The organism is Parabacteroides sp. AF27-14 (assembly GCF_003635425.1).
GTDB lineage: Bacteria > Bacteroidota > Bacteroidia > Bacteroidales > Tannerellaceae > Parabacteroides > Parabacteroides distasonis.
Window position 1 is genome coordinate 277853 of record NZ_QTLZ01000005.1, and the last position, 22975, is coordinate 300827.

Consider the following 22975-nt stretch of genomic DNA (forward strand, 5'->3'; position numbering starts at 1 on the left):
TACGTTTTTCTACCTACATTATAATAACTTGCTGTTTGACTTGGGTATAGCGTTTTTACGCTTGACAACAGGAAACCGGACTTATATACCTTACACTTTTCGACTGAACTTTTTCTCTTTGACAAGACTAACTGCGGCAGCGGCGAAAAACAAGAAAACACCTCCCGTTAACAAAGCGAACACGGCATGCCCATGATAAACATTACGTACAATCCATCCATGAATGATTCCATTCGTGATCTGAGGTATCGTTATAAAGAAATTAAATATACCCATATAAGTACCCATCTTATCTGCGGGAAGACTATCGGAAAGAATAGCATAAGGCATCGCCAATATACTTGCCCACGCTATACCGATGCCAATCATCGAAAAGACCATCATTCCTGTGTTATTCAACAAATAGAGAGAAACCAACCCTGCCCCTCCTAGGCATAAACAGAGGGCATGAGTCATTTTCCGACCTAAATGACGGGCAATCGGGATCAATAATAAAGCGAATAACATCGCCACAAAATTATAGATACTGAATAACTCACCTACCTTATCGCCAGCCATCGCATATTCGGCGGAAGCAGGATCTGTTGCCCCATATACATGTTCAGCGATAGCAGGCGTAGAATAAACCCACATGGAATACAAGGCAAACCAAGCGAAAAACTGGCATAAACCTAACTGTAACATTATTTTAGGCATATGATAGATATCATGCATGATCTCCATAAAACCATTGCTATCCCGCCTTTTTTCAATGACCTCACCACCGGAAAGCCGAAACTCTGCCATCTCTTCTGGGGAATATTCCTTTGTCTTAAAAATTGTCCATAATACGCTCGCTAATAAAATCGCCGCACCGGCATAAAAGGCAAATTTAACATTATCGGCAACCTCACCAGCAACCGCCGTATTAGATAAACCAAACACCTTATTCATAATACTCGGCAACAAGGAACCAACGACAGCACCGATGCCGATCAAGAAAGTCTGGATCGAGAAGCCAGTCGTATGCTGCTCATCGGGTAGCATATCCCCTACCAAGGCACGGAAAGGCTCCATCGTTACATTGATGGAAGCATCCATGATCATCAACATACCCGCACCAATCAATACGGGAGATAAAATAGCCGTCTCTGTACCGGGTGACAAGAACAATCCCGCATTCGGCATCAATATCAAGGCAATCGTCGTAAAGATAGCTCCTACCAGAAAAAACGGACGCCGACGTCCTAAACGGCACCATGTTTGGTCGGAATAATGACCAATGATAGGTTGTATGATCATACCTGTCAGCGGAGCCGCTAACCAAAATAAGGATAGTTGCTCTACATCCGCTCCATAGGTTTGAAGTATTCTACTTGAATTTGCGTTCTGAAGGGCGAAACCGAATTGAATGCCCAAGAAACCGAAAGTTAGATTCCAAATTTGCCAAAAACTCAAAAATGGTTTTGTTTTCATGAGAATTATGTTTTTTAAGGTATTTATTTGTTTGGTGACAAACATACGGAATTATTCCGAAACAGGACGTCGTCCCTATTCAAATTCATGCAAAGAAGTAGAGCAAACGTTTTCGGAAGCCACTTTTTTAACGGGTAGACTGTCTCACCACCAGATTTGTCTTGATAATCTTGCTCACGATACGATCCCCGTCACGCAAGCCATTCAAACGTTCTATCAGCAAACGCATAGCGATAGCTCCCAACTCATAACCATGTTGATCCACGGAGGTCAGCAGGGGATCGCTAACTTCCGCTAAGCTATTATTCGTAAACCCACAAATCGAAACCTCATCGGGTATCCTCAATCCTTTGGCCTTGACAACATTCAGCACCCCAATAGCGGTCTCATCATTTACGGCGAAGAACGCATCCGGACGATTGGGCAACGACAATAATTCCGGGGTCAACCGAAGCGCCTCGGTATAATTATCACAAATCTTGATTAACTCTTTATCTACCGGTAATCCATTTTTACGCAAAGCATCCTCATATCCCATCCTACGATTATTAGAGATCGCTAAATGAGAAGGAGATCCGAAAAAGGCGATTCGCCGGCAACCGCTACGAATCAAGTATTCAACAGCGGAACAAACCCCGGCATAATCATCAACGACCACCCGGTCTGTCAAGATCCCCGTGCATATACGATCGAAAAACACCATGGGTATATCGCTATCGATTAGTTCTTGGAAATGATTGTAGATTGTCGTCGTTTTAGCGACAGAAGCCAAGACACCGCAAACACGTGCTTCCAATAAAGCTTGCGCACCTTTTACTTCTTTCTCATAATTCTCATTACTTTGACAAATAATAACACGATACCCTCCCTTTTCCGCCTCATCCTCTATACCGGATAAAACAGAAGAAAAGAAATAATGTACGATCTGCGGTAAAATAACACCGATTGTTTTCGTATTATTTGTCCGTAAACTCAAGGCTAAGGCATTGGGCTTATATTTATGTTCACGAGCGTAAGCATTCACTATATTCTTGGTTTCTTGGCTGATATCCGGATGATCAGCCAAGGACCGAGAGACTGTTGACGGGGAAATATGCAAGGCTTTCGCTATATCCTTTATCGTGATTTGACGCTTTTTCATGGTTCTCTTTTTTATAAAATCAAAGATATGTATTTAGGTCATACAATGCAAACGTTTGCGAGAACGTTTGCGTAAATTTATAGGGGTATCGACAAACATTTTAACAACATGAGAGGTTTGATAAACATACATTTGCATTCATATACTATGGCTAAAATTCAATAAATATAATAGAGTATTAATCTTAAACTGTCTAATGCATGAAACAAAAAATGTATTCTTGCGACGCAAGAGTAATCTTATCTATCTTGATAGGATTGTTTCTCTCCTGCAATGTTTTCGCACAAGACGTCACGATCAAAGGCAACGTGAAAGACGCGAAAGGTGAACCCATCATCGGGGCTAGTATCCTTGAAAAAGGAACTACGAATGGAACTGTTACCGATTTCGACGGTAACTTTATGCTCTCGGCGCCTAAAGGAAGTACGATCGGTATTTCTTACATAGGCTACAAATCACAAGACATTATCAACCAAGGACAAAGTAATTTAATTGTCGTATTACAAGAAGATACGGAAGTATTGGACGAGATTGTCGTAATCGGTTATGGTACGGTGAAGAAAGATGACGCTACCGGTTCCGTGACGGCCATTAAGCCAGATAAGATGAACCGGGGTTTGACCACTACCGCAACCGATATGATCAACGGTAAAATCGCCGGTGTAAATATCACGACTGACGGTGGAGCTCCGGGTTCGGGAGCCAGTATCCGCATCCGTGGTGGTTCTTCCTTATCGGCCAGCAACAACCCGCTGATCGTTATCGATGGACTTCCGATCGACAATGACGGTATCAAAGGGGTATCCAACCCGTTGAGTACGATCAACCCGAACGATATCGCAACATTCACCGTATTAAAAGACGCATCCGCCACAGCGATCTATGGTTCGCGTGCCTCTAACGGTGTGATTCTTATCACCACTAAGAAAGGTGAAAAAGGCTCCCGCCCACGGGTTACGTACGATGGAAACGTTTCTATCAGCACGAAGACCAAATCAATCGATGTTATGGGAGCTGACGAATATCGTAATTTCGTAACGGATCGTTTTGGGGCGGAATCAAGCGCCGTTAAGTTATTAGGAAAAGAAAATACGGATTGGCAGAAAGAGATCTTCCGTACAGCAGTGGGAACCGATCATAATATCACGGTATCCGGAGGCTTGAATAATATGCCTTATCGTGTATCCGTCGGATATACAAACCAAAATGGTATATTGAAAACCTCTAAGTTCGAACGTTATACTGGATCTGTAAACCTAGCTCCCAGTTTCTTCGAAGATCATTTAAATATTAACTTCAACGCCAAGGGAATGATCTCAAATAATCGTTTCGCCGATACGGGAGCTATCGGAGCGGCAATCGCATTCGACCCGACTCAACCAGTCATGAACGGCAACAGTAAATACGGAGGTTATTTCGCTTGGGAAAATGCCGGTGAATTTATCTCAATCGCTACAAAAAACCCGGTAGCGATGCTTCAACAGAAAAAAGAAGAGGCTAATTCTAAAAACTTGGTCGGTAATATCCAAGTTGATTATAAATTCCATTTCCTTCCCGAATTACGTGCGAACTTGAATTTAGGTATGGATATGGCTACCGGTACACAAGATATTTACTATCCGAAAGAATCTCCATTAGGTTACGTGGATAACGGCAAAACAGGTTATGAGACGATCGACAAATACAATCACCTATTGGATTTTTATTTGCAATACGCTAAGGATTTCAATGAAAAGCATCATTTTGATATCATGGCTGGTTACTCTTGGCAACATTTCCATCGTTCCACAGAGAACGCATACAATAACTTAAACGGAGATAACCCGACTTCTTATATTTTCAAGACAGAAAGTTATTTGATCTCTTTCTTCGGACGTGTCAATTATTCATTCATGAATCGCTATCTTATCACCGCTACCTTACGTAACGATGGCACTTCCCGCTTCTCTAAAGACAACCGTTGGGGATTGTTCCCTTCCGTGGCTTTAGGATGGAAGATCAAGGAAGAGGGCTTTATGAAAGACGTGGACGCTGTATCGGATTTAAAACTACGCTTGGGTTATGGTATTACCGGTCAACAGGATATCTCGCAAGGAGACTACCCGTATATGGCGACTTATTTCGCAGGACAAGACGGAGCCTACTATCAATTTGGCGACCAATTTGTTCCTATCGCCCGTCCCGACGGTTACAACCCGAACTTGAAATGGGAGGAGACTACTACTTGGAACGCCGGATTCGACTTCGGATTCTTAGATAACCGTATCACTTCATCCTTGGATTATTATTACAGGGAAACTAAGGACTTGATCAATGTGATCGACGTACCTGCCGGAACAAACTTCAAGAACCGTATCGTCAGCAATATCGGTTCTTTGAGAAATCAAGGTGTTGAGTTCTCCATCAACGCTAAAGCGATCTCAACCCCTGATTGGAAATGGGATCTAGGCTTTAATGTCGCTTGGAACAACAACGAGATTACCAAGCTAACCGCACAGGATGACGCCTCATCCATCGTATTGACAGGAACCGTAGAAGGTGGTACCGGGACCATGATACAGGCACAAGGCGTGAATCACCCGGCGAACTCATTCTATGTATACGAGCAGGTATATGATCAACAGGGAAATCCGATCGAAGGATTATACGTGGACCGCAACGGAGATGGCGTGATCAATGACGAGGACCGTTATTTCTGCCATAAACCGGCGGCCGATGTAACGATGGGCTTTACTTCTAAATTGGTATGGAAAGCATGGGATTTCAGTTTCTCACTTCGTTCCAACCTCGGGAACTATGTATATAATAATGTAGCCTCATCCAATGCGGCATTAAGTGAAGGTAGTATTAACAATAAAGGCTATCTATCCAACCGTCCGCTATCCGCTTTCGATACGAATTTCCAGAACATGAACGTATTGTCCGATTATTATGTACAAAACGCATCCTTCTTACGCTGCGATAATATCACGTTGGGTTACTCTTTCAACAAATTATTCGGCGTATTGGGCGGACGCATCTACGGAACCGTACAGAATCCTTTTGTTATCACGAAATATAAAGGATTGGATCCGGAGGTAGCGAACGCAGCTGATAAGACCTTCGGTATCGATAAGAACGTATATCCTCGCCCATTGGTAGGTATACTCGGTGTAAGTCTTAACTTCTAATTTTAAATCAGGATATCTATATGAATACGAAATTCTTTAAATATATAATACCGGCTTTATCGCTGGTTTTCAGCGTAAACTTCACCTCTTGCCTAGGTGATCTCGATGTTACGCCTATCGATCCGAACCTAAACGTAGAGTTCGATCAGAACGCCAATTTCGCCAAGATCTATGCGGGATTAGCCATCACAGGAAATAAAGGTCCCGACGGACAAGGAGATATCGCCGACACGGATGAGGGAGCGTCGGGTTTGATGCGTATGCTATTCAACCTAAATGAGCTTCCTACGGACGAGGCGATTTGCGCTTGGTCTGGCGACGTGGATGTATATCCCTTGAACTTCGCTAAGTTTACCGCCTCGAACGGTGTGGTATTGAATATGTTCAACCGTCTGTACATCCAAATCGCTCAGTGTAATAACTTCTTAATACAGACAGAGGGCAAGGATGACGAGGAAAGTCTTACACAGCGTGCTGAAGTTCGTTTTATCCGTGCCTTGGATTATTATTATTTGATTGATTTATATGGCAATGTCCCGTTCGTTGATGAGAACACGGGTATCGGTACCTATGTCCCCGAACGGATTACCCGGGCGAATCTCTATACCTATATAGAGAAAGAGTTGAAAGAAATCGAGCCACAAATGAAGGCCCCCCGTGCAAATGTATATGGACGTGCCGATCAAGCCGCCATATGGATGCTACTTTCCCGCTTATATCTGAACGCAGAAGTATATACAGGTACCCCTCAATGGTCTGCCGCCGCTGAATACGCAAAGAAAGTCATGGACGCCGGTTTCTCTCTGGCTCCTAATTATGGAGATAATTTCCTTGCAGATAACAACACCTCTCCCGAGATGATCCTGCCGATTTGTTATGATGGCGTACAGACTCGCTCTTGGTCCGGATTGTTCTTTATCGCCAGCTTTATCAGTGGTGACATGAACGCACTGGATGATTTCGGGACTAAAGAAGCATGGGGTGGTAACCGTGCCCGCATGGCATTGGTGAAAAAGTTCGCTTCTGACGGAGACTTATCGAAAACAGCTGATACACGTGCCTCTTTCTGGACTACAGACCGTACATTCGAGATCAATAAGCCGACCGAGTTTACAGAAGGTTATTCTGTAACTAAATTCAAGAATATCACGAAATCCGGACAAATCGGTCACGATCCGAATCAGCAGTTCCCGGATATGGATTTCCCATTGTTCCGTTTAGCCGAGGCTAATCTGACCTTCGCCGAAGCCACATTACGGGCAGGAGGCGATAAACAAGCCGCTTTAAGCGCTATTAACCAGCTACGGAAAAGAGCGAAAGCCACGGAAATTACGGCAACCGATCTTACTTTGGATTTTGTGCTTGATGAGAAGGCCCGTGAGTTCTATTTTGAGGCGCAACGCCGTACGGATTTGATCCGCTACAATAAGTTCACCTCCAATTATACTTGGGATTGGAAAGGCGAGACAGCGGGAGGTACTTCAATCTCCAGTCACTTCTCATTGTTACCGATTCCTTCGACCCAACTCGTGGCAAACAGTAACTTGAAACAAAATCCGGGTTATTAATCGTAAAACCTATTAATAAGTAACAATTATGAATAAAGTCAATATATTATCCATCGTGTTTGCGGGCATCTGTGCTTTTTCTGCCTGCACGGACGATAAAGATCCGGTTATCAATGACCTAAAGGACTCAGAAGGTAATAATATATCTTTTACCCTCAATGCTCCGAATAACAGCTCATATACTTTAATGCCGGAAAATGCCAGTAGTATCATCGATATTTTTACCTGTGAACAACCGGATTACGGTTTCGCGGCAGGTGTAACGTATACCGTACAAGTCTGTGAAGGAGGAACTGAATTCGAGAAATTCGAGTCGCTGCCGACTACCGGTTCCGGCGAAAAAGTCTTGATCAAGACATTCGAGCTGAATGATGCCATGAACAATCTGGGAATGGTTAATCCCACCGTAGCTTATAATGTGGACTTCCGTCTTAAAGCATTTATTAACGACAGTGTTCCCGAACTTTATTCGAACACGGTAAACATGGCGATCACTCCATATAGTGGCGCCCGTACCCAAGTTTATTTCGTGGGTGACATATTCGACAACGGATGGAACAATAACGACCCATCGATGCGTATATTCGCCGACGACGATGTTAATAATATGTTATTCACTTACACGGGCTTCGTAAAAGCCGGTAGCGCATTCAAGATCATTCAAACCCCGGGTGATTGGGGCATTCAATGGGGTTACGACAGCGACGGAGCATTAAGCAATGACGGCGGTAGCGGTAATATCGAAGGCTTCACGCAGGATGGCTATTATACGATCACGTTAGACTTGGCAGGTAACAAATACAGCATCGAACCTTATACCGGAGCGACAACCGAATACAAACAAATCTCCCTGATTGGAGACTTCAATGATTGGGGTGGTGATCTAGATTTACAACAGGCTAGTTACGACAAGCACATCTGGATCGGCGAGAAAATAGAGATTCCGTCCGATGGCGGTTTGAAATTACGTGCGGATCATGACTGGGCCGTAAGCTTCGGTGGCAGCAATAGTTTATGGAACGATAAACAAGGACAATTCGCCAAATTTGACGGAGGTGATAATGTAAAGGTTTCCGCCGGTACCTATTTTATCAAGTTTAATGACTTAACGAAACATATCATTCTACTAGCCGAATAAGGCATTACTTAAATTACCATCCTTTACTTGATTTAAAAGTCAAGTAAAGGTGGTAATAGATAAAAGTAACGCTTGTGTTTATGAATTATGTCTCAAAAGATATGTTTTAGAACATGATTTTGTTAAATCACGTTAAGCAAATGAGATTTCCAAACTATTCGTTATGCTACATAACATAAAACCTCTATATTTGCACTGTGTTTTTCATGGTATTAGATTTAAGGTTAACAATGAAGATTGGCTGTCCGTGATGGATAGCCTTTTTTTGTTTCCTTTTAATAGTACATATTGGATTTGATGCCATTGCTGACATACAACAAACCATTCTTTCTCGTGATATAAATATTGTTTTCTCTAGCCAACCAGCCAATAGCCAAGGCTAGGTCCTCAATACTTAAAGACAATTTACGGCTTAACTCTTGCGTAGATATTTCATTTACCTCGTTTAGCGCATGCCACACTTTTCCTGCGTTTAGTCCAATTCTTCCTTTTTCCATAATCAAAATACTTTTCTAGTAAACGAACTATATTCTTTTTGTTTCCTCTTTCCTACGATTAGTAGTCATTTGTAAAGTTCGCCCTTAAATTTCAGGGAATCAATATCCATTCTTTCGTTTCTATGTTCTATTTTTATTATCTTGAATAATAAGTATTTATTAATTCCTATATTTGAGACGAATTACCGATTAGATATGGAAAAGGAAATGCTCACATTCGATATCACGAACGATTTTATCGTCGGAGATCGTATCACAAAAGAGACGCTAAACAAATACAGCAAGCTGCCTCATAAGATAAAGGCAGGTTTGTTTCTCCTTTGTGTAGAAGGTTCCGTGCAGGCTTCTATCAATCTAGCGAAGTATACGATTAACAAATATGATTTCGTGACCTTAGTGCCCAGCAATTTTATCCAGTTCCATGAAATATCGGACGACGCTCGTTTCTATTTCGCCGGATTCTCTTCGGAGTTTATGACAAACATCAATTTTATTAAATCAACCATGAGCTTTCTTCCCGTTATCACGGAACATCCGATCATGCCGCTGGAAGAATCTGTAGCTCAATTATATATTGACGGATACCGTTTATTGATACGTGCGCAATCCTTATCCCCGTCTTATTCTATGGTAAATAAAAACCTAGTCATCGCTTATCTCACGATATTCATGCAAGGAACGGCTGAGTTATATAAAAATCATAGCCATTGGACAAATGGAATCCGTACGCGCACCAATGAGATTTACCGTAAGTTTATCCAACTTGTCGTAGAGCATTATACCACCGAGCACAGCGTTTCTTTTTACGCCGCTCAATTAAATTTGTCGTTACCTCATTTCTGCACGACTATTAAGAAAGCGATCGGACTTACTCCCTTGGAAATCATTTCCTCCATTATCACGATGGATGCCAAGGCACAATTAAGATCGACAGACTTAACCGTAAAAGAGATCGCTTTCTCTTTAGGCTTTAACAACTTATCTTTCTTCAACAAATATTTCAGACAGCATACGGGAATGACACCTCAAGAATATAGAAGAATGAAAATTCCCTCAAGCACGTAGCCGGCAATTACTTCTTTAGTAAAACCATACGATCGATATCGGGCATCCATGAGTTTCCATTCGATAAGCGTATGCGATTCATACCGGGTTTCAGACGGATCTCTATTTGCTCGCTAGTTACCTCATGCGCAGGATGAACCTTTACATTTTTTACGACAACACCATTGACTTGGCAAATAAAATTTCGATTCTCCTCACATTGATAATCCACGGACATCAAGTATAAACCTCCCTCACGACTGTATACATTATGCCATTCCAGATAATTGCTATCACGATTACCTAATCCCGTAACCTTCGCACCTCCAGAGCAATTCCCGTCATCCTCATAAATCGCCGTTCCAAACGCTTTGTGATTTTTTATTTCTTGATAGTCTTGCAACCAAGCACATTCCGCCTCATAAACCGTCCGTTCTCCCCTTTCCGGTCCATCCAGACGGAAAATACGTGTCCCATGCGCAGGTATGGTTACGGAAAAATCCCGATCCTTGTACTTTCCAAGATCTCTCCTTTCAAATAAGTCCCGTACACTCACGTCGCCCCGCAAATAGAAATCGGCAAAATCCAGATGAATAGTCCGTTCCTCATCCGTAGAGTTATAGACGGCGACAGCGCATGTATTCCCATTCACTTCTTCCAGATCCTTTGTCAAGATATACACTCCATCCATTTGCTTAACGACATAAGCTTGCAAGCCTAGTACGTCTTGATTTAACGCTATCAGTTCCTCGTTTTTCAGTAGCCGCAAAGATTTCTCAGAGATGGTAGTCAGATCACAGCCGATCAATAAAGGGGAACTCATGATACACCACATTCCAAAATGAGTTTTATCTTCTTCCTCACTCATTCCACGGCCGATCTCAAGCATATCCATATCATTATATTTTCCTTCGCTCGCATAAGCGGACAAATATAGATTCTGCCGGATAATATTCTTCACGGACTCCCAGCTAGGATTTATATCTTGCGAGATACGCCATGAGAAGGCAACGTCATGCACCCACGTACCGGGAAAATCCCAACGACATACATTCATACGCACATCTTTACGGCCGGTAGCTAGTATCGCATTATGGATCGCCGTGTATCGCTCTTGCTCATCCAGACCTAATTGATCGAAATTTTGTTTGGCATCGCCGCCACAAAAGTCGATCTTAATAAAATCGAATCCTATTTCCTTAAAGAAGTAGTCCCCGTCCTGACGATCGTGCCCATAAAAGCCGACATTGATCCCTAAAGAATCCTTATCCCAAAAGGAGCCGCAAGTATTCCGGCCCGCATCGGAATAAATACCCGCCTTAAACCCTAACGCATGGATATGATCTACCGTCTGCTTCAAGCCATTCGGAAAACGGACCGGATGAGTGATTAACTCCCCGCTCGCATCCCGTCCCCCAAAATACCCGTCATCAATATTGATATATTTATATCCAACCTCTTTCAAGCCATTCCGTGACATCGCATCAGCTTGTTTCATTATCAGTTTGTCGCTGATATTCACTCGATAGGTATTCCATGAGCTCCATCCCATCGTGGGAGGATCATACGCAAAAACAGAAGATGCCAAGAGAAGTAAGGCGATTGATATATAGTTTCGCATGGTATAAAATTTTCATGTATAACGTTCTTAATCAAACAAAAATAAGAAAAGTGCATCAGACTGCCAAATCGGGATAAACGAAAAAAGGGAAGTATGCCTTTTTGACGTGACATACTTCCCTCATTTATATAAACTCTGTATTTGGATTACCAGATAACCACCCGATCAGCCGGAGCCATAAACATCGGATCACCCTCTTTAATGTCAAAAGCGGCATAGAACGGGGCAATATTACGCAAGGCGGCGTTCACACGCCATTTTCCCAATGAGTGCGGGTCGATCTTGGTACGACGACGGATCTCCTCGGGACGGATATTTTGTCCCCACAACGTCGCATACCCCAAGAAGAAACGTTGCTCATTCGTGAAGCCATCGATCGGGGCCGGAGTCTCTTTGCCCTTCAAGCTATTCAAATAAGCTTGGTGAGCGACCAACAAACCTCCGTGGTCGGCGATATTCTCACCCAACGTAAAACGTCCGTTGGCATGAAGCGTATCTATTACGATAATCTGGTCATATTGATCAACCAATTTATCAGCACGCTCCGTGAAACGGACAGCATCCTCGGCAGTCCACCAATCGATCAAATTACCATCCTTATCGTAGTTACGTCCCTGATCATCGAATCCATGCGTCATCTCATGGCCGATTACCACACCGATAGCGCCGTAATTCACCGCGTCGTCGGCATCCGGATTAAAGAATGGAGGCTGAAGGATCGCGGCCGGGAAACAGATCTCATTCGTTGTCGGATTGTAATAAGCGTTCACGGTCTGCGGATTCATATGCCAACGAGACTTATCGACCGGCTTATCCACGTCCGCCAATTGATAGGCCATATCGAAGATGTTAGAACGGCGAACATTCGCCCAATAAGAATCGTCCTTGATCTCCAAACCACTATAATCACGCCATTTGTCCGGATAACCAATTTTCACCGTAAAAGCGGCCAATTTCTCTTGCGCTTTCGCCTTAGTCGTATCGCTCATCCATTCCAAGCCGTTGATCCGCTCGCTCAAAGCGGTCTGCAAATTCCCCACCAGCGTTAACATCTTCTCCTTGGAAGAAGCCGGGAAGTATTTCTCTACATACATCTCGCCGACAGCCTCGCCCAACGCACCGTTTACCGTATTCAACGAACGCTTCCAACGAGGTTGTTGTTCCTGCTTTCCGGACATTACCTTTCCATAGAACTCAAAATCAGCGTCTACAAAATCATCACTTAGGTATGGAGCCGCCGCGCTCAATAAATTAAACGCCAAATAATATTTTTGCTCATCGACCGTCGTATTCCGCAAAGCCTCACTCATATCCTTATAGAAGTTGATTTGCTTCGCGTCCAACTCTTTCAGCCCGGCTAATCCCATGGATTCAAAATATACATCCCAATCCAACGGGGACTCTATTTTCTTGAAATCCTCGTAAGGCAATTTATTATAGTTTTTCTGGGAGTCACGCAAATCCTCACGGCCATAAGAGATCTCGGCGATAGCCTTCTCTATTTTCATCACGGCATCCACCGCCGCATCCGCCTGTTCCGGGCTTGAGCCGGCCAATGTAAATAATTTATTTATATAAGCCCTGTAAGCATCACGCATCTTGGCGGAGCCTTCATCTTCCAACAAATAATAATCCCGATCGCCCATTCCGATACCAGCCTGATACAGCTGGACGATATTCATGGCACTATTCTTCTCGTCAGCGCCCACGAACAAAGCGAAGAACGGAGCCATGCCTTCCTTATGAAGCGTAGCCACCATCTTAGAGACATCCGATTTCGTTGCCAGCGCATTGATAGCGGCCAGTTCCTCTTTGATAGGAGCCACTCCATCGGCATTCAACTTCGTGCTATCCAATCCCATCGCATACAAAGCGCCGATCTTCCCGGCGACACTGCCCGCCTCATGGGGCGTAGCGCTAAGTTCCTCGATCAATACCCGGAGCTGCTCTTGGTTATTCTCTAGTAATTGGTCGAAAGTTCCGAAACGAGCGTATTCCGGTTTCAATGGATTATTCTTTATCCATCCACCACAAGCGTATTCATAAAAATCCGTGCCTGCGGCAACCGTGGTATCCATATTCGCAGGATTAATAGCAGCGATCTTCACTACCTCTTTCTGAGGAGTGTTACAACTCGCTAAAGCGACTATCCCAGCCGCTAAAAACGGAAACATTTTTCTCTTTCTCATTTTGTTTAGTCTTTTGCCTTAAAACCTTACAAAGATACGATAAATACACAAAAGAAAAACATGTACGTGTTTCTTTTAAAACATGTACGACTTTTTCCGAAAACACGTACGTGTTTTTCGAACGATAAAAGGATTCATGTATTCAAGAATAAGTGTATCTTTGCCAACAAATCATTTATATCATGAAGAAACTAATAATCAGCGTTTGGGCATTTATCGCCCTTCCCTTATTCGCTCAGCGAGACGCGAATATCCGTATTTATCCGGAGCAAGGTAACCAACAGATCAGTAAACATATTTACGGGCAATTCGCCGAACATCTAGGGAGTTGTATCTACGGTGGCTTATGGGTGGGGCCGGAGTCCGACATCCCTAATACCCAAGGATACCGTACGGATGTCTTGAACGCGTTGAAGAAACTACAGATCCCGAACTTACGTTGGCCGGGCGGTTGCTTCGCCGACGAATATCATTGGATGGATGGAATCGGTCCCAAGGAAAATCGCCCGAAAATGGTGAATAATAACTGGGGAGGGACGATTGAGGATAATAGTTTCGGAACCCATGAGTTCTTGAATCTATGTGAGTTATTAGGTTGTGAGCCTTACATCAGCGGAAACGTGGGAAGCGGTACGGTTGAGGAAATGGCTAAATGGGTGGAATACATGACCTCGGAAGGAGACAGCCCAATGGCCAACCTACGCCGGAAAAATGGCCGGGATAAGGCATGGAAAGTCAAGTTTTTCGGCGTTGGGAACGAGAGTTGGGGATGCGGGGGCAGTATGCGACCGGAATATTATTCCGACCTTTACCGTCGTTACTCTACGTATTGCCGTAACTATGATAGCAATGTCTTGTTCAAGATCGCCAGCGGTGCCAGCGATTATGATTACAACTGGACCGAGACGCTGATGAAACAAATCGGCGGACGCATGGATGGTATCTCTTTACATTATTATACAGTAGGAGATTGGAACAATAAAGGCTCCGCTACCGATTTCAACACGGAGGATTATTACTGGACCTTAGGAAAATGCCTTGAGATAGAGGATGTCGTTAAAAAGCATATCGCTATCATGGATAAATACGACCCGAAGAAAAATATAGCCCTCATGGTAGACGAATGGGGCACTTGGTGGGATGTGGAACCCGGTACGATCCCCGGCCATCTGTTCCAGCAAAACACGATGCGCGACGCTTTCGTGGCCGCTCTTACCCTACATGTCTTCCACAAATATACGGATCGGGTAAAAATGGCCAATATCGCACAGATTGTCAATGTATTGCAATCCATGATCCTCACGAAAGGCAAGGACATGGTGCTTACGCCCACTTACCATGTGTTCGAGATGTACAAGGTTCATCAAGACGCTACCTTTTTGCCGATGGATCTAATCTGCGACAAGGAGAAAGTAAGAGACAACCGGGAAGTGCCGGTCGTAAGCGCCTCCGCATCCCGGGACTCGCAGGGTAAAATCCATATCTCGTTGGCAAACGTAGATCCCCGGCAAAGCGAGAACATCCATATCGACCTGCAAAACGTAACGATAAAGAGCGTGAACGGGCGTATCCTGACAGCGTCCTCCATAAACGACTATAACACATTCGATTCGCCGGAGAAGGTCAAGCCGGAAGTTTTCAAGGGAGCCAAGGTGGAAAAGGGAAAGTTAAGCGTCAGCCTTCCTCCCATGTCGATCGTCGTATTAGAAGTTTTATAAAAAGACGGACAATAACATGGCAATGTTTCTATAATTATTAACTTTGCCCGAAGAATTAAAAAACACATTAAAGAAACGCATTATGAAACCTACATTATTTGTATTGGCAGCCGGAATGGGTAGTCGTTATGGAGGATTAAAACAATTGGACGGCCTAGGTCCCAATGGCGAGACCATCATGGACTATTCTATTTTCGATGCTATTCGTGGCGGGTTCGGTAAACTTGTATTCGTTATCCGCAAATCTTTCGAGAAAGACTTCCGTGAGAAAATCATCTCCAAATATGAGAACCATATCCCGGTTGAAGTCGTATTCCAAGACTTGAACGATCTTCCGGAGGGCTTCACTTGCCCGGAGGGACGTGAGAAACCGTGGGGAACCAACCATGCCGTATTGATGGGCAAGAAGGTTATCAATGAGCCTTTCGCCGTAATCAACGCCGATGATTTCTACGGACGTGACAGCTTCGCCGTATTAGGCAAGCAATTGTCTGAGATGGATGGCAAGAAGAATGATTATTGCATGGTAGGTTACCGTGTAGGTAATACGTTGAGCGAGAGCGGTTCCGTGGCACGTGGCGTTTGCGCCACGAACGAGGAAGGTTATCTGACAGGCGTCGTGGAGCGTACCGCTATCGAACGTATCGACGGAGATATCCAGTTTGTAGACGAGAACGGAAAGAAGGTCGTATTGGAAGAAAATACGCCGGTATCCATGAATATGTGGGGCTTCACTCCCGATTATTTCGAGTATTCCGAGGAATTCTTCAAAGAGTTCTTGAAAGCGAACATGGGTAATTTAAAGAGTGAATATTTCATCCCGTTGATGGTAAATAAATTGATCACGGAAGGAACAGCCCGTGTGAAAGTATTGGATACAACCTCCAAATGGTTCGGCGTAACTTACGCAGCGGATCGTCAAGGCGTTGTGGATAAGATCCAAGCCTTGGTAGACGCAGGCGAGTATCCAAGCAAATTATTCTGATTATAAGGTTCTTATGGCTGATTCCTCAGCAGGAAGTAACAGCCGTGGCCTAAGACTTTTATCGTATCACCCTTGTGAAGCGATCTTTTCACCTCTGTGAAACGATCTTTTCACGGGGGTGATACGATCTTTTCACTCCTGTGAAAAGATCAATACCTCCTAATGAAAACGATACTATATATATTTCCATTACCCAAAAGACCTAGTCCAAAGCTTTTGTATGTAACCATTCAGAAAGCAAATCCGCGACCTCTATATTATTTAAATCCGACATAGGGAAATGGGTATTGCCATGTAATCCTACCTCCGGTAAATGAATAACGGTGACATCCCCACCCAGATCATTCAGCATTTTTGCCCATATCTTCATCAAGTACAAACGGCGTGTCCATTCATATAACTCCGGACGCTCATCAGTCTCGGGTAAATTATCTCCATAATAAATGACGATAGGGACCTTGGTATATTCCATGAATACGGACATAGGTACTTCAATGCCTTCCATTTTCTTGGAAAGCGTAATAAACTTAGCCTCCTCCGGCAATTGCCCTTCCGGAAAAGGAACCGCTCCACCCGGTTCGTATGACGCGATAGCCTTAATGTTTCTCGTCTTAAGCAATGTATTCCATCCAACGGGCCCGCCTTGCGAATGGGTAATAAATACGCCCGGGCCTATCTTGTCGAACAAAGCGGCGTAGGCATCCGAATAGACCTCAAAATCCGTCGTGCCAATAGTCGGCGTCATTTGACGAAAATATTGGTCCAAGGTTTCCTTATCCCGCTTAAACTGTACTCCTTCAAAATAATCCGGCCAGATACCTACACGAAAACGGTTAAACCAAACCTCCTCGTCAAACGCCGGGGAAATTGTCACGCTCTCCGTACCTCTACCGGCGTTCCCTCTACGAGGCTGATCGACAAGATAGACACTAAACCCGCAACGTAAGAAAATATTCTGGAAGCCCTCACGCCCGTCGGGTGTGGTTTCCCATGTCTTAGAAAACTGCCCTACACCATGGGCGAATACCAATGGGTATTTCCTCGCTCCGACCGGCTTTTGATAAAATACGTACGCATGGTCGCCATGATAAGTATGCCCTAATGAGTCAACCAAGACCGTACCTCCAATAGCGAAGCTGCCTTGCTCATCCACCATCAGGACACGCTCATCTCGCTGTTTACATCCAACAAGCAAAAGAATGATACTAAGTATAAAAACAGGTCTCATATTTCCGATAGCTAAATCTATTTCTGTACTTTTGATTCTTGTAACGCGTTATAACGGCTTCCCACTACAGGGATAGCGGAAACCGCATCCTCCAATTCCCTCATCTCACCGGCGGTGAAAATGATATCCGCAGCACGTAAATTCTCCTCCAGATGAGACAGCTTCGTAGTCCCCGGTATAGCTACAATCCAAGGTTTCTTATTCATTAACCATGCCAAGGCAACTTGCGCGGGCGTGATCCCCCGTGTCCTCCCAAAAGCATTCAGCACTTCCACGATCCGCATATTGGCACGGATAGCTTCCGGTTGGAAACGAGGTAAATCTTGACGATTGTCGTTTTCCGGATCAAACCGAGTATACTCGTTAATCAAGCCTCCCAAAAAGCCTCGATTTATCGGACTATAAGGAACAAAGCCAATACCCAGTTCCTCACACAACGGCAATATGCTATCCTCCACGGCACGATGCATCAAATGGTATTCACTCTGTATAGCCGTAACAGGGCAGATCCTATGGGCACGGCGGATGGTATCGGCATTCACCTCACAAAGCCCGAAATGTAATACCTTGCCTTCTCTGATCAATTCGTTCACAGTCTCAGCGACGACCTCAATCGGAGTGTTCGGGTCCGCACGATGCTGGTAAAACATACCGAGAGTTTCTACTCCAAGGTTGCGAAGCGAATTCTCACATACCTTACGTATATTGTTGGGAGAACTATCTTCCTCTGTCTTGATTTGTACGCCATCCACAAACTTATGCCCAAATTTAGTAGTTACAAATACCCGGTCCGAATAACCTTTCAACGCTTCGCCAACTAATCGTTCATTCGTTTGATAACCATAGCTCTCTGCCGTGTCGAACAAAGTAACGCCACGATCGATGGCCTCATGTACCAAAGCGATTACTTGCTTCTTGCCGGGATGCTGGCTGCGATGATAATTCAATCCCATACAACCGAAGCCAATAGCCGATACGACCATGGAAGCCGTACCGCTTCCCAAGGTTCGTTTTGCGCTAATTCCAGCCGCGACCTTACTACCTAAAGCCAAGGGCTCTTGCTTATCCCGGCTCTCATTAGCTACCATTTCATTGGATATAGAAGAAACACACATCGCGGCTCCCGACAGCATCGCCGACCTTAAAAATCCTCGACGATTTATTCCATTGTACTTTCTCATAACTTATGATCTTTTAATAAATAATCTATTTGTCGCAAAAATACCATGTTCCGACATCCGGACATGTACCAAAAATACGGATAGATATACCAATTTCATCGCTCGGAAGACAAAAACATAGGAAAAGAAGTACATTTGCGAAAACTAAAGAGATTAAGCCATGAATGAGATAATGAATATCAACACAGTACAACAATACAACGATTATTTCGGCATAGAAACCAGACATCCATTAGTCAGCGTTATCGACGGACGTGAAGCAAAACCCCTGCGCTTTTGCAGAAAGCTATATAACCTTTATGCTATATTGCTGAAAGACACGGACTGCGGGCAACTGAAATATGGACGAAGTATATACGACTATCAAAAGGGAGCGATGCTCTTTCTTGCCCCGGGCCAAGTATTGGGTTCGGAAGACGATGGATTATTACACCAACCGGAAGGATGGGTATTGGTATTCCACCCCGAGCTTTTACGAGGAACGCCATTGGCCCATATCATGAGGGACTACTCCTACTTCTCTTACTATGCGAATGAGGCCCTTCACCTTTCGGGACAAGAGCGCAAAACGGTGATCGAATGCATGGAAAGGATAAAGGAAGAACTGCAATACCCTATTGATAAGCACAGTAAATCATTGATAACAGATAATATAAAGCTATTCTTGGATTATTGCACACGTTTCTATGACCGCCAGTTCATCACACGTGAGAATACGAACCAAGACACATTTGCCCGATTCGAGGCATTATTAAACGAATACTTCAATTCAGGAAAACCAGCCCTATATGGGATACCGTCCGTACCCTATTGCGCGGAGAAACTCTGTTTGTCCCCTAACTATTTGAGCGATTTGCTGAAAAAGGAAACTGGCTTATCGGCATTGAAACACATCCAGCAAAAAACACTGGAGATTGCCAAGGAACGAGTGTACAATACTAAAAAGACAATCAGCGAGATCTCCTGCGAGTTAGGATTTCCTTATCCGCAGCACTTCAGTCGATGGTTTAAAAAAATGGCAGGCTGTACGCCTAATGAATATAGAGCGGCCAATTAATAGGTTTCCACCAGCCTGTCATCCGAACCTGTCAATTATACTCCTTATCCGTCACAGCCCGAAGTTGTACGGCATGATTCTCGATCGCATGTTCCGTAATGGTCATACATACGATAGAGCTACCCGGTGTCGCCCCATTCCAATGGCGTACATTAGGAGGTGTCACGATCACATCGCCTTTCCGGATCACACGTTTCTCTCCTCCTTCCTCTTGATAATATCCTTCTCCATCAAGTACTAACAAGGTTTGCTCGGCATCCGGATGGTAATGCCAGAAATTACGACTGTAAGGTTTGAATATAAAATGTGCGATCATCGTATTACCTGACTCCTTCAACAAGGAGACATAGACATCCCCCGTATTATACTCCGACGAAGCCTTTGCGTCGGCAGGGAAAATCAAGGTTTCGGCACATTGTTCACCCTCGCTAGAGCTGAGAGCTACAAGGTCAAAAGCTTCTCCCGGGGCTAAGACATGAACACGTTCCGGATTACGGATACGCCCTTCTAGCATTTTAGGGTCAGCATTAAATGGTTTCATATTGGGAGCATCCACCGTTCCCCAATGAGACAGGAGAAGCTGCGCTTTAGGATAAGCATTTGCGATCTTTATGGCTCCCTCCAATCCTATATGCCATGAATCATCCGAGAAATCAAAGAAAATCACGTCCGGGGCAGGTAATTCCAAGAACTCAGGAAGAAAGCGGGAATCTCCCGGTGCCCAAATTAAGCCATCCGGTGTTTTCATGAGGAAACCACAATAATCTTCAACCTTAAATTCACGCGTATATCCCGGATACTCATTTTGCCACGTATGGTAAGCCGGGGTTAACTTGATAGAAATCGGACCGACATTAAAAGTCTCCCCGATACGATGTCCGAAAGAGTTCAAACCCTGTGTTTCCATCAAAGAATCCACGTAGAATGTAGAATGATATTCCCGGCATACAGAAGACATTTCCGTACAAGTAGGAACACTGTAATGATCATTGTCGCAATGAGTAATCAATACCGCATCCAAATGGGGAACATCTTTAGGGGCGATCGGCATATTTATTAACAAAGGCATATCAAATCCCCTCAACATAGGATCGACCATCAAACACGTACCACGGCTATTAATCAGAAAGCCAGCGTTCCCCAACCAGCGTATAACCGTATGCCCGGTTGGCTCAAAAGCCTCTTTGCCGAAAGGTTGTGATGCAGGAGGGATGGCTTGACCCTTTTCATTATAAGAAAACTGAGCCTTTATGTTTAAGACAATCCCCCCTAAAATTAAAATAGCTAAGATACTTGCTCTCATAGTATATTGAATTTAGAGTTTTAAATTTCTATGACAAAATTACCTAGATTCAACATAAAACGATGTGCATATATTACAGATGTTTGTAACGCTATTACGGTTTCCTACCAAAGAAATCATGTTTAGACCTATTCCTTTGATCATAGATATCGATATTTATTCTTATTTTTGTCCATCTAAAACTAATAGAAATAAATATGAGACGGATTCTTACGATGTTGTTTGTTTCGGTATTTATGCTTTCGCTATGCCCGCTGCATGCGCAAGAGACTGAGACATTGGTGCTGATTGATACGGATATGGGTAAGATTAAGGTGAAACTGTTCAACGACACGCCGTTGCACAGGGATAATTTTATCAAGAACGTAAAAGAACACCGTTACGATGGATTATTGTTCCATCGGGTTATCAAGCAATTCATGATACAAGGAGGCGATATCAACTCGAAAGACGCTCCCTTGGACGCACATCTGGGCGACGGAGATCTAGATTACACCATCCCCGCAGAGTTCGTGTATCCGAAATATTTTCATAAGCGGGGAATGCTCTGTGCCGCACGTACCCCGGATGAGGAAAATCCTGAGAAGGCCTCATCTGCGACTCAATTCTATATCGTGACCGGAAAGTTCTTTACGGAGATGGAGTTAGATAAGATGACCAAGGAGAAAGGCATCGAGTTTACTCCGGAGCAAAAAGAAGCCTATATGCTGGAAGGCGGAACGCCTCATCTGGACGGGAACTATACGGTGTTCGGAGAGGTTATACAGGGTATGAAAGTCGTGGATAAGATACAGTTCGTCGAGACGAACGCCGATGACAGACCCACGAAGAACATAAAGATCAAGTCAATGAAACTCATAGAAAAATAAGTATAAAATGGAAAATCAAGCAACTGAGACAAGGGTGCTTATGCACACCAACAAAGGAGATATAAAGCTGAAATTATATAACGACACGCCATTACATCGTGATAACTTTATCAAGTTGGTAAAAGAAGGGCAATATAACGGCTTGCTGTTCCACCGTGTGATCAAGGATTTCATGATACAAGGAGGTGACGTAACTTCCAAGGATGCCCCGATGAACAAGCAACTGGGAGCGGGCGATCTGGGCTATACCGTTCCCGCCGAATTCCGTTACCCGAAATATTTCCACAAGAAAGGAGCCCTTTGCGCCGCACGTACCGGAGACGAGGTGAACCCGGAAAAGGCCTCTTCCGCCTCCCAATTCTATATCGTAACGGGGAAAAAGTATTCGGAACAAGAGTTGAACCAGATGGAAAAGCAATTGGAAGGCCGTCTGAAACAAGAGATATTCGCCCGCCTGCAAAACGAGAACAAGCCTAAGATCATGGAATTCTATCGCAGTGGTAACAAGGAAGAACTGGCGATCCTTCGTGATACCTTGATTGGCAAGACCGAGCTGGAGGCCGAGAAGCGGAAAGACGAGGTAAAGTTAAACCCGGAACTCCGTGAGGCTTACAAGAACGAAGGTGGCGTACCGTTCCTCGACAATCAATACACGGTTTACGGCGAAGTGGTAGAAGGCATGGATGTCGTAGACGCCATACAGTCCTCCAAGACCAACAAGCAAGATCGTCCGACCGAGAATATCGTCATTAACTCCGTAGAGATCTTATAATGCGGTTATCGGCTTCATAAACAGACGAAGGGTTATCGT

General features: G+C 44.1%; 17 protein-coding genes. 9 read left to right on the forward strand and 8 right to left on the reverse strand.

The annotated features are described in order from the left end of the window. Window positions 1-90 precede the first annotated feature (90 nt). Entirely contained in the window at window positions 91-1455 is a 1365-nt protein-coding gene (locus DWY79_RS08200; protein WP_122369172.1) for an MFS transporter, read from the reverse strand. Window positions 1456-1582: 127 nt separating this feature from the next. Beyond that, complete coding sequence (locus tag DWY79_RS08205; RefSeq protein WP_121962341.1) at window positions 1583-2596, reverse strand: LacI family DNA-binding transcriptional regulator; 1014 nt, start codon at window positions 2594-2596, stop codon at window positions 1583-1585. A 200-nt stretch (window positions 2597-2796) separates the two neighbouring features. Between DWY79_RS08205 and DWY79_RS08210 the strand changes: the two genes are divergently transcribed. The 3 genes from DWY79_RS08210 to DWY79_RS08220 are packed head-to-tail and all read left to right on the forward strand — an operon-like array spanning window position 2797 to window position 8472. Further along, on the forward strand, window positions 2797-5766 hold the full coding sequence (locus DWY79_RS08210; RefSeq protein ID WP_036613676.1) for a TonB-dependent receptor: 2970 nt from the start codon (window positions 2797-2799) through the stop codon (window positions 5764-5766). A 20-nt stretch (window positions 5767-5786) separates the two neighbouring features. Then, entirely contained in the window at window positions 5787-7334 is a 1548-nt protein-coding gene (locus DWY79_RS08215) for a RagB/SusD family nutrient uptake outer membrane protein (protein WP_036613674.1), read from the forward strand. Window positions 7335-7362: 28 nt separating this feature from the next. Next, window positions 7363-8472, forward strand: coding sequence for a SusE domain-containing protein (locus tag DWY79_RS08220; protein ID WP_005855818.1), 1110 nt, complete (start codon window positions 7363-7365; stop codon window positions 8470-8472). A gap of 275 nt (window positions 8473-8747) precedes the next feature. Here DWY79_RS08220 and DWY79_RS08225 read toward each other — a convergent pair whose 3' ends face one another. Continuing rightward, window positions 8748-8969 carry a winged helix-turn-helix domain-containing protein gene (locus tag DWY79_RS08225; protein WP_005855817.1) on the reverse strand — a complete coding sequence of 74 codons (222 nt, stop codon included), beginning with the start codon at window positions 8967-8969 and terminating at the stop codon, window positions 8748-8750. A gap of 195 nt (window positions 8970-9164) precedes the next feature. Here DWY79_RS08225 and DWY79_RS08230 point away from each other — a divergent pair, with 195 nt between their 5' ends. Further along, a complete protein-coding gene (locus DWY79_RS08230; protein WP_008778253.1) occupies window positions 9165-10034 on the forward strand; it encodes an AraC family transcriptional regulator in 870 nt (289 codons plus the stop codon). 7 nt (window positions 10035-10041) lie between these two features. On the opposite strand, the gene DWY79_RS08235 is transcribed toward DWY79_RS08230, so the two are convergent. Together DWY79_RS08235 and DWY79_RS08240 are read right to left on the reverse strand one after the other, a co-directional pair. Continuing rightward, on the reverse strand, window positions 10042-11634 hold the full coding sequence (locus DWY79_RS08235) for an alpha-galactosidase (RefSeq protein WP_122369173.1): 1593 nt from the start codon (window positions 11632-11634) through the stop codon (window positions 10042-10044). 146 nt (window positions 11635-11780) lie between these two features. Beyond that, complete coding sequence (locus tag DWY79_RS08240; protein WP_122369174.1) at window positions 11781-13823, reverse strand: M13 family metallopeptidase; 2043 nt, start codon at window positions 13821-13823, stop codon at window positions 11781-11783. Between the two features lie 182 nt (window positions 13824-14005). Here DWY79_RS08240 and DWY79_RS08245 point away from each other — a divergent pair, with 182 nt between their 5' ends. Next, complete coding sequence (locus DWY79_RS08245; RefSeq protein WP_036629669.1) at window positions 14006-15541, forward strand: alpha-N-arabinofuranosidase; 1536 nt, start codon at window positions 14006-14008, stop codon at window positions 15539-15541. A gap of 82 nt (window positions 15542-15623) precedes the next feature. After that, window positions 15624-16526 carry a nucleotidyltransferase gene (locus DWY79_RS08250; RefSeq protein WP_005867990.1) on the forward strand — a complete coding sequence of 301 codons (903 nt, stop codon included), beginning with the start codon at window positions 15624-15626 and terminating at the stop codon, window positions 16524-16526. 202 nt (window positions 16527-16728) lie between these two features. Here DWY79_RS08250 and DWY79_RS08255 read toward each other — a convergent pair whose 3' ends face one another. Together DWY79_RS08255 and DWY79_RS08260 are read right to left on the reverse strand one after the other, a co-directional pair. Next, window positions 16729-17754, reverse strand: a complete 1026-nt coding sequence (locus DWY79_RS08255) for an alpha/beta fold hydrolase (protein ID WP_005867989.1) — start codon at window positions 17752-17754, stop codon at window positions 16729-16731. Window positions 17755-17771: 17 nt separating this feature from the next. Next, entirely contained in the window at window positions 17772-18935 is a 1164-nt protein-coding gene (locus DWY79_RS08260; RefSeq protein ID WP_005867987.1) for an aldo/keto reductase, read from the reverse strand. 160 nt (window positions 18936-19095) lie between these two features. On the opposite strand from DWY79_RS08260, the gene DWY79_RS08265 reads away from it, so the two are divergent. Further along, window positions 19096-19992: an AraC family transcriptional regulator gene (locus DWY79_RS08265; protein WP_005867986.1), complete on the forward strand. Its 897-nt coding sequence runs from the start codon at window positions 19096-19098 to the stop codon at window positions 19990-19992. Window positions 19993-20023: 31 nt separating this feature from the next. On the opposite strand, the gene DWY79_RS08270 is transcribed toward DWY79_RS08265, so the two are convergent. Further along, the gene (locus DWY79_RS08270) at window positions 20024-21295 is read right to left on the reverse strand and encodes an MBL fold metallo-hydrolase (RefSeq protein ID WP_122369175.1); all 1272 of its coding nucleotides are present in this window, start codon (window positions 21293-21295) and stop codon (window positions 20024-20026) included. 197 nt (window positions 21296-21492) lie between these two features. Between DWY79_RS08270 and DWY79_RS08275 the strand changes: the two genes are divergently transcribed. Next, complete coding sequence (locus DWY79_RS08275; protein WP_005867983.1) at window positions 21493-22164, forward strand: peptidylprolyl isomerase; 672 nt, start codon at window positions 21493-21495, stop codon at window positions 22162-22164. 7 nt (window positions 22165-22171) lie between these two features. Then, window positions 22172-22936, forward strand: coding sequence for a peptidylprolyl isomerase (locus tag DWY79_RS08280; protein ID WP_005867982.1), 765 nt, complete (start codon window positions 22172-22174; stop codon window positions 22934-22936). Window positions 22937-22975 lie beyond the last annotated feature (39 nt).

Coding starts and splice junctions, on each gene's coding strand:
- DWY79_RS08200 (WP_122369172.1), bottom strand. CDS start 1,455: ATGAAAACAAAACCATTTTTGAGTTTTTGGCAAATTTGGAATCTAACT.
- DWY79_RS08205 (WP_121962341.1), bottom strand. CDS start 2,596: ATGAAAAAGCGTCAAATCACGATAAAGGATATAGCGAAAGCCTTGCAT.
- DWY79_RS08210 (WP_036613676.1), top strand. CDS start 2,797: ATGAAACAAAAAATGTATTCTTGCGACGCAAGAGTAATCTTATCTATC.
- DWY79_RS08215 (WP_036613674.1), top strand. CDS start 5,787: ATGAATACGAAATTCTTTAAATATATAATACCGGCTTTATCGCTGGTT.
- DWY79_RS08220 (WP_005855818.1), top strand. CDS start 7,363: ATGAATAAAGTCAATATATTATCCATCGTGTTTGCGGGCATCTGTGCT.
- DWY79_RS08225 (WP_005855817.1), bottom strand. CDS start 8,969: ATGGAAAAAGGAAGAATTGGACTAAACGCAGGAAAAGTGTGGCATGCG.
- DWY79_RS08230 (WP_008778253.1), top strand. CDS start 9,165: ATGGAAAAGGAAATGCTCACATTCGATATCACGAACGATTTTATCGTC.
- DWY79_RS08235 (WP_122369173.1), bottom strand. CDS start 11,634: ATGCGAAACTATATATCAATCGCCTTACTTCTCTTGGCATCTTCTGTT.
- DWY79_RS08240 (WP_122369174.1), bottom strand. CDS start 13,823: ATGAGAAAGAGAAAAATGTTTCCGTTTTTAGCGGCTGGGATAGTCGCT.
- DWY79_RS08245 (WP_036629669.1), top strand. CDS start 14,006: ATGAAGAAACTAATAATCAGCGTTTGGGCATTTATCGCCCTTCCCTTA.
- DWY79_RS08250 (WP_005867990.1), top strand. CDS start 15,624: ATGAAACCTACATTATTTGTATTGGCAGCCGGAATGGGTAGTCGTTAT.
- DWY79_RS08255 (WP_005867989.1), bottom strand. CDS start 17,754: ATGAGACCTGTTTTTATACTTAGTATCATTCTTTTGCTTGTTGGATGT.
- DWY79_RS08260 (WP_005867987.1), bottom strand. CDS start 18,935: ATGAGAAAGTACAATGGAATAAATCGTCGAGGATTTTTAAGGTCGGCG.
- DWY79_RS08265 (WP_005867986.1), top strand. CDS start 19,096: ATGAATGAGATAATGAATATCAACACAGTACAACAATACAACGATTAT.
- DWY79_RS08270 (WP_122369175.1), bottom strand. CDS start 21,295: ATGAGAGCAAGTATCTTAGCTATTTTAATTTTAGGGGGGATTGTCTTA.
- DWY79_RS08275 (WP_005867983.1), top strand. CDS start 21,493: ATGAGACGGATTCTTACGATGTTGTTTGTTTCGGTATTTATGCTTTCG.
- DWY79_RS08280 (WP_005867982.1), top strand. CDS start 22,172: ATGGAAAATCAAGCAACTGAGACAAGGGTGCTTATGCACACCAACAAA.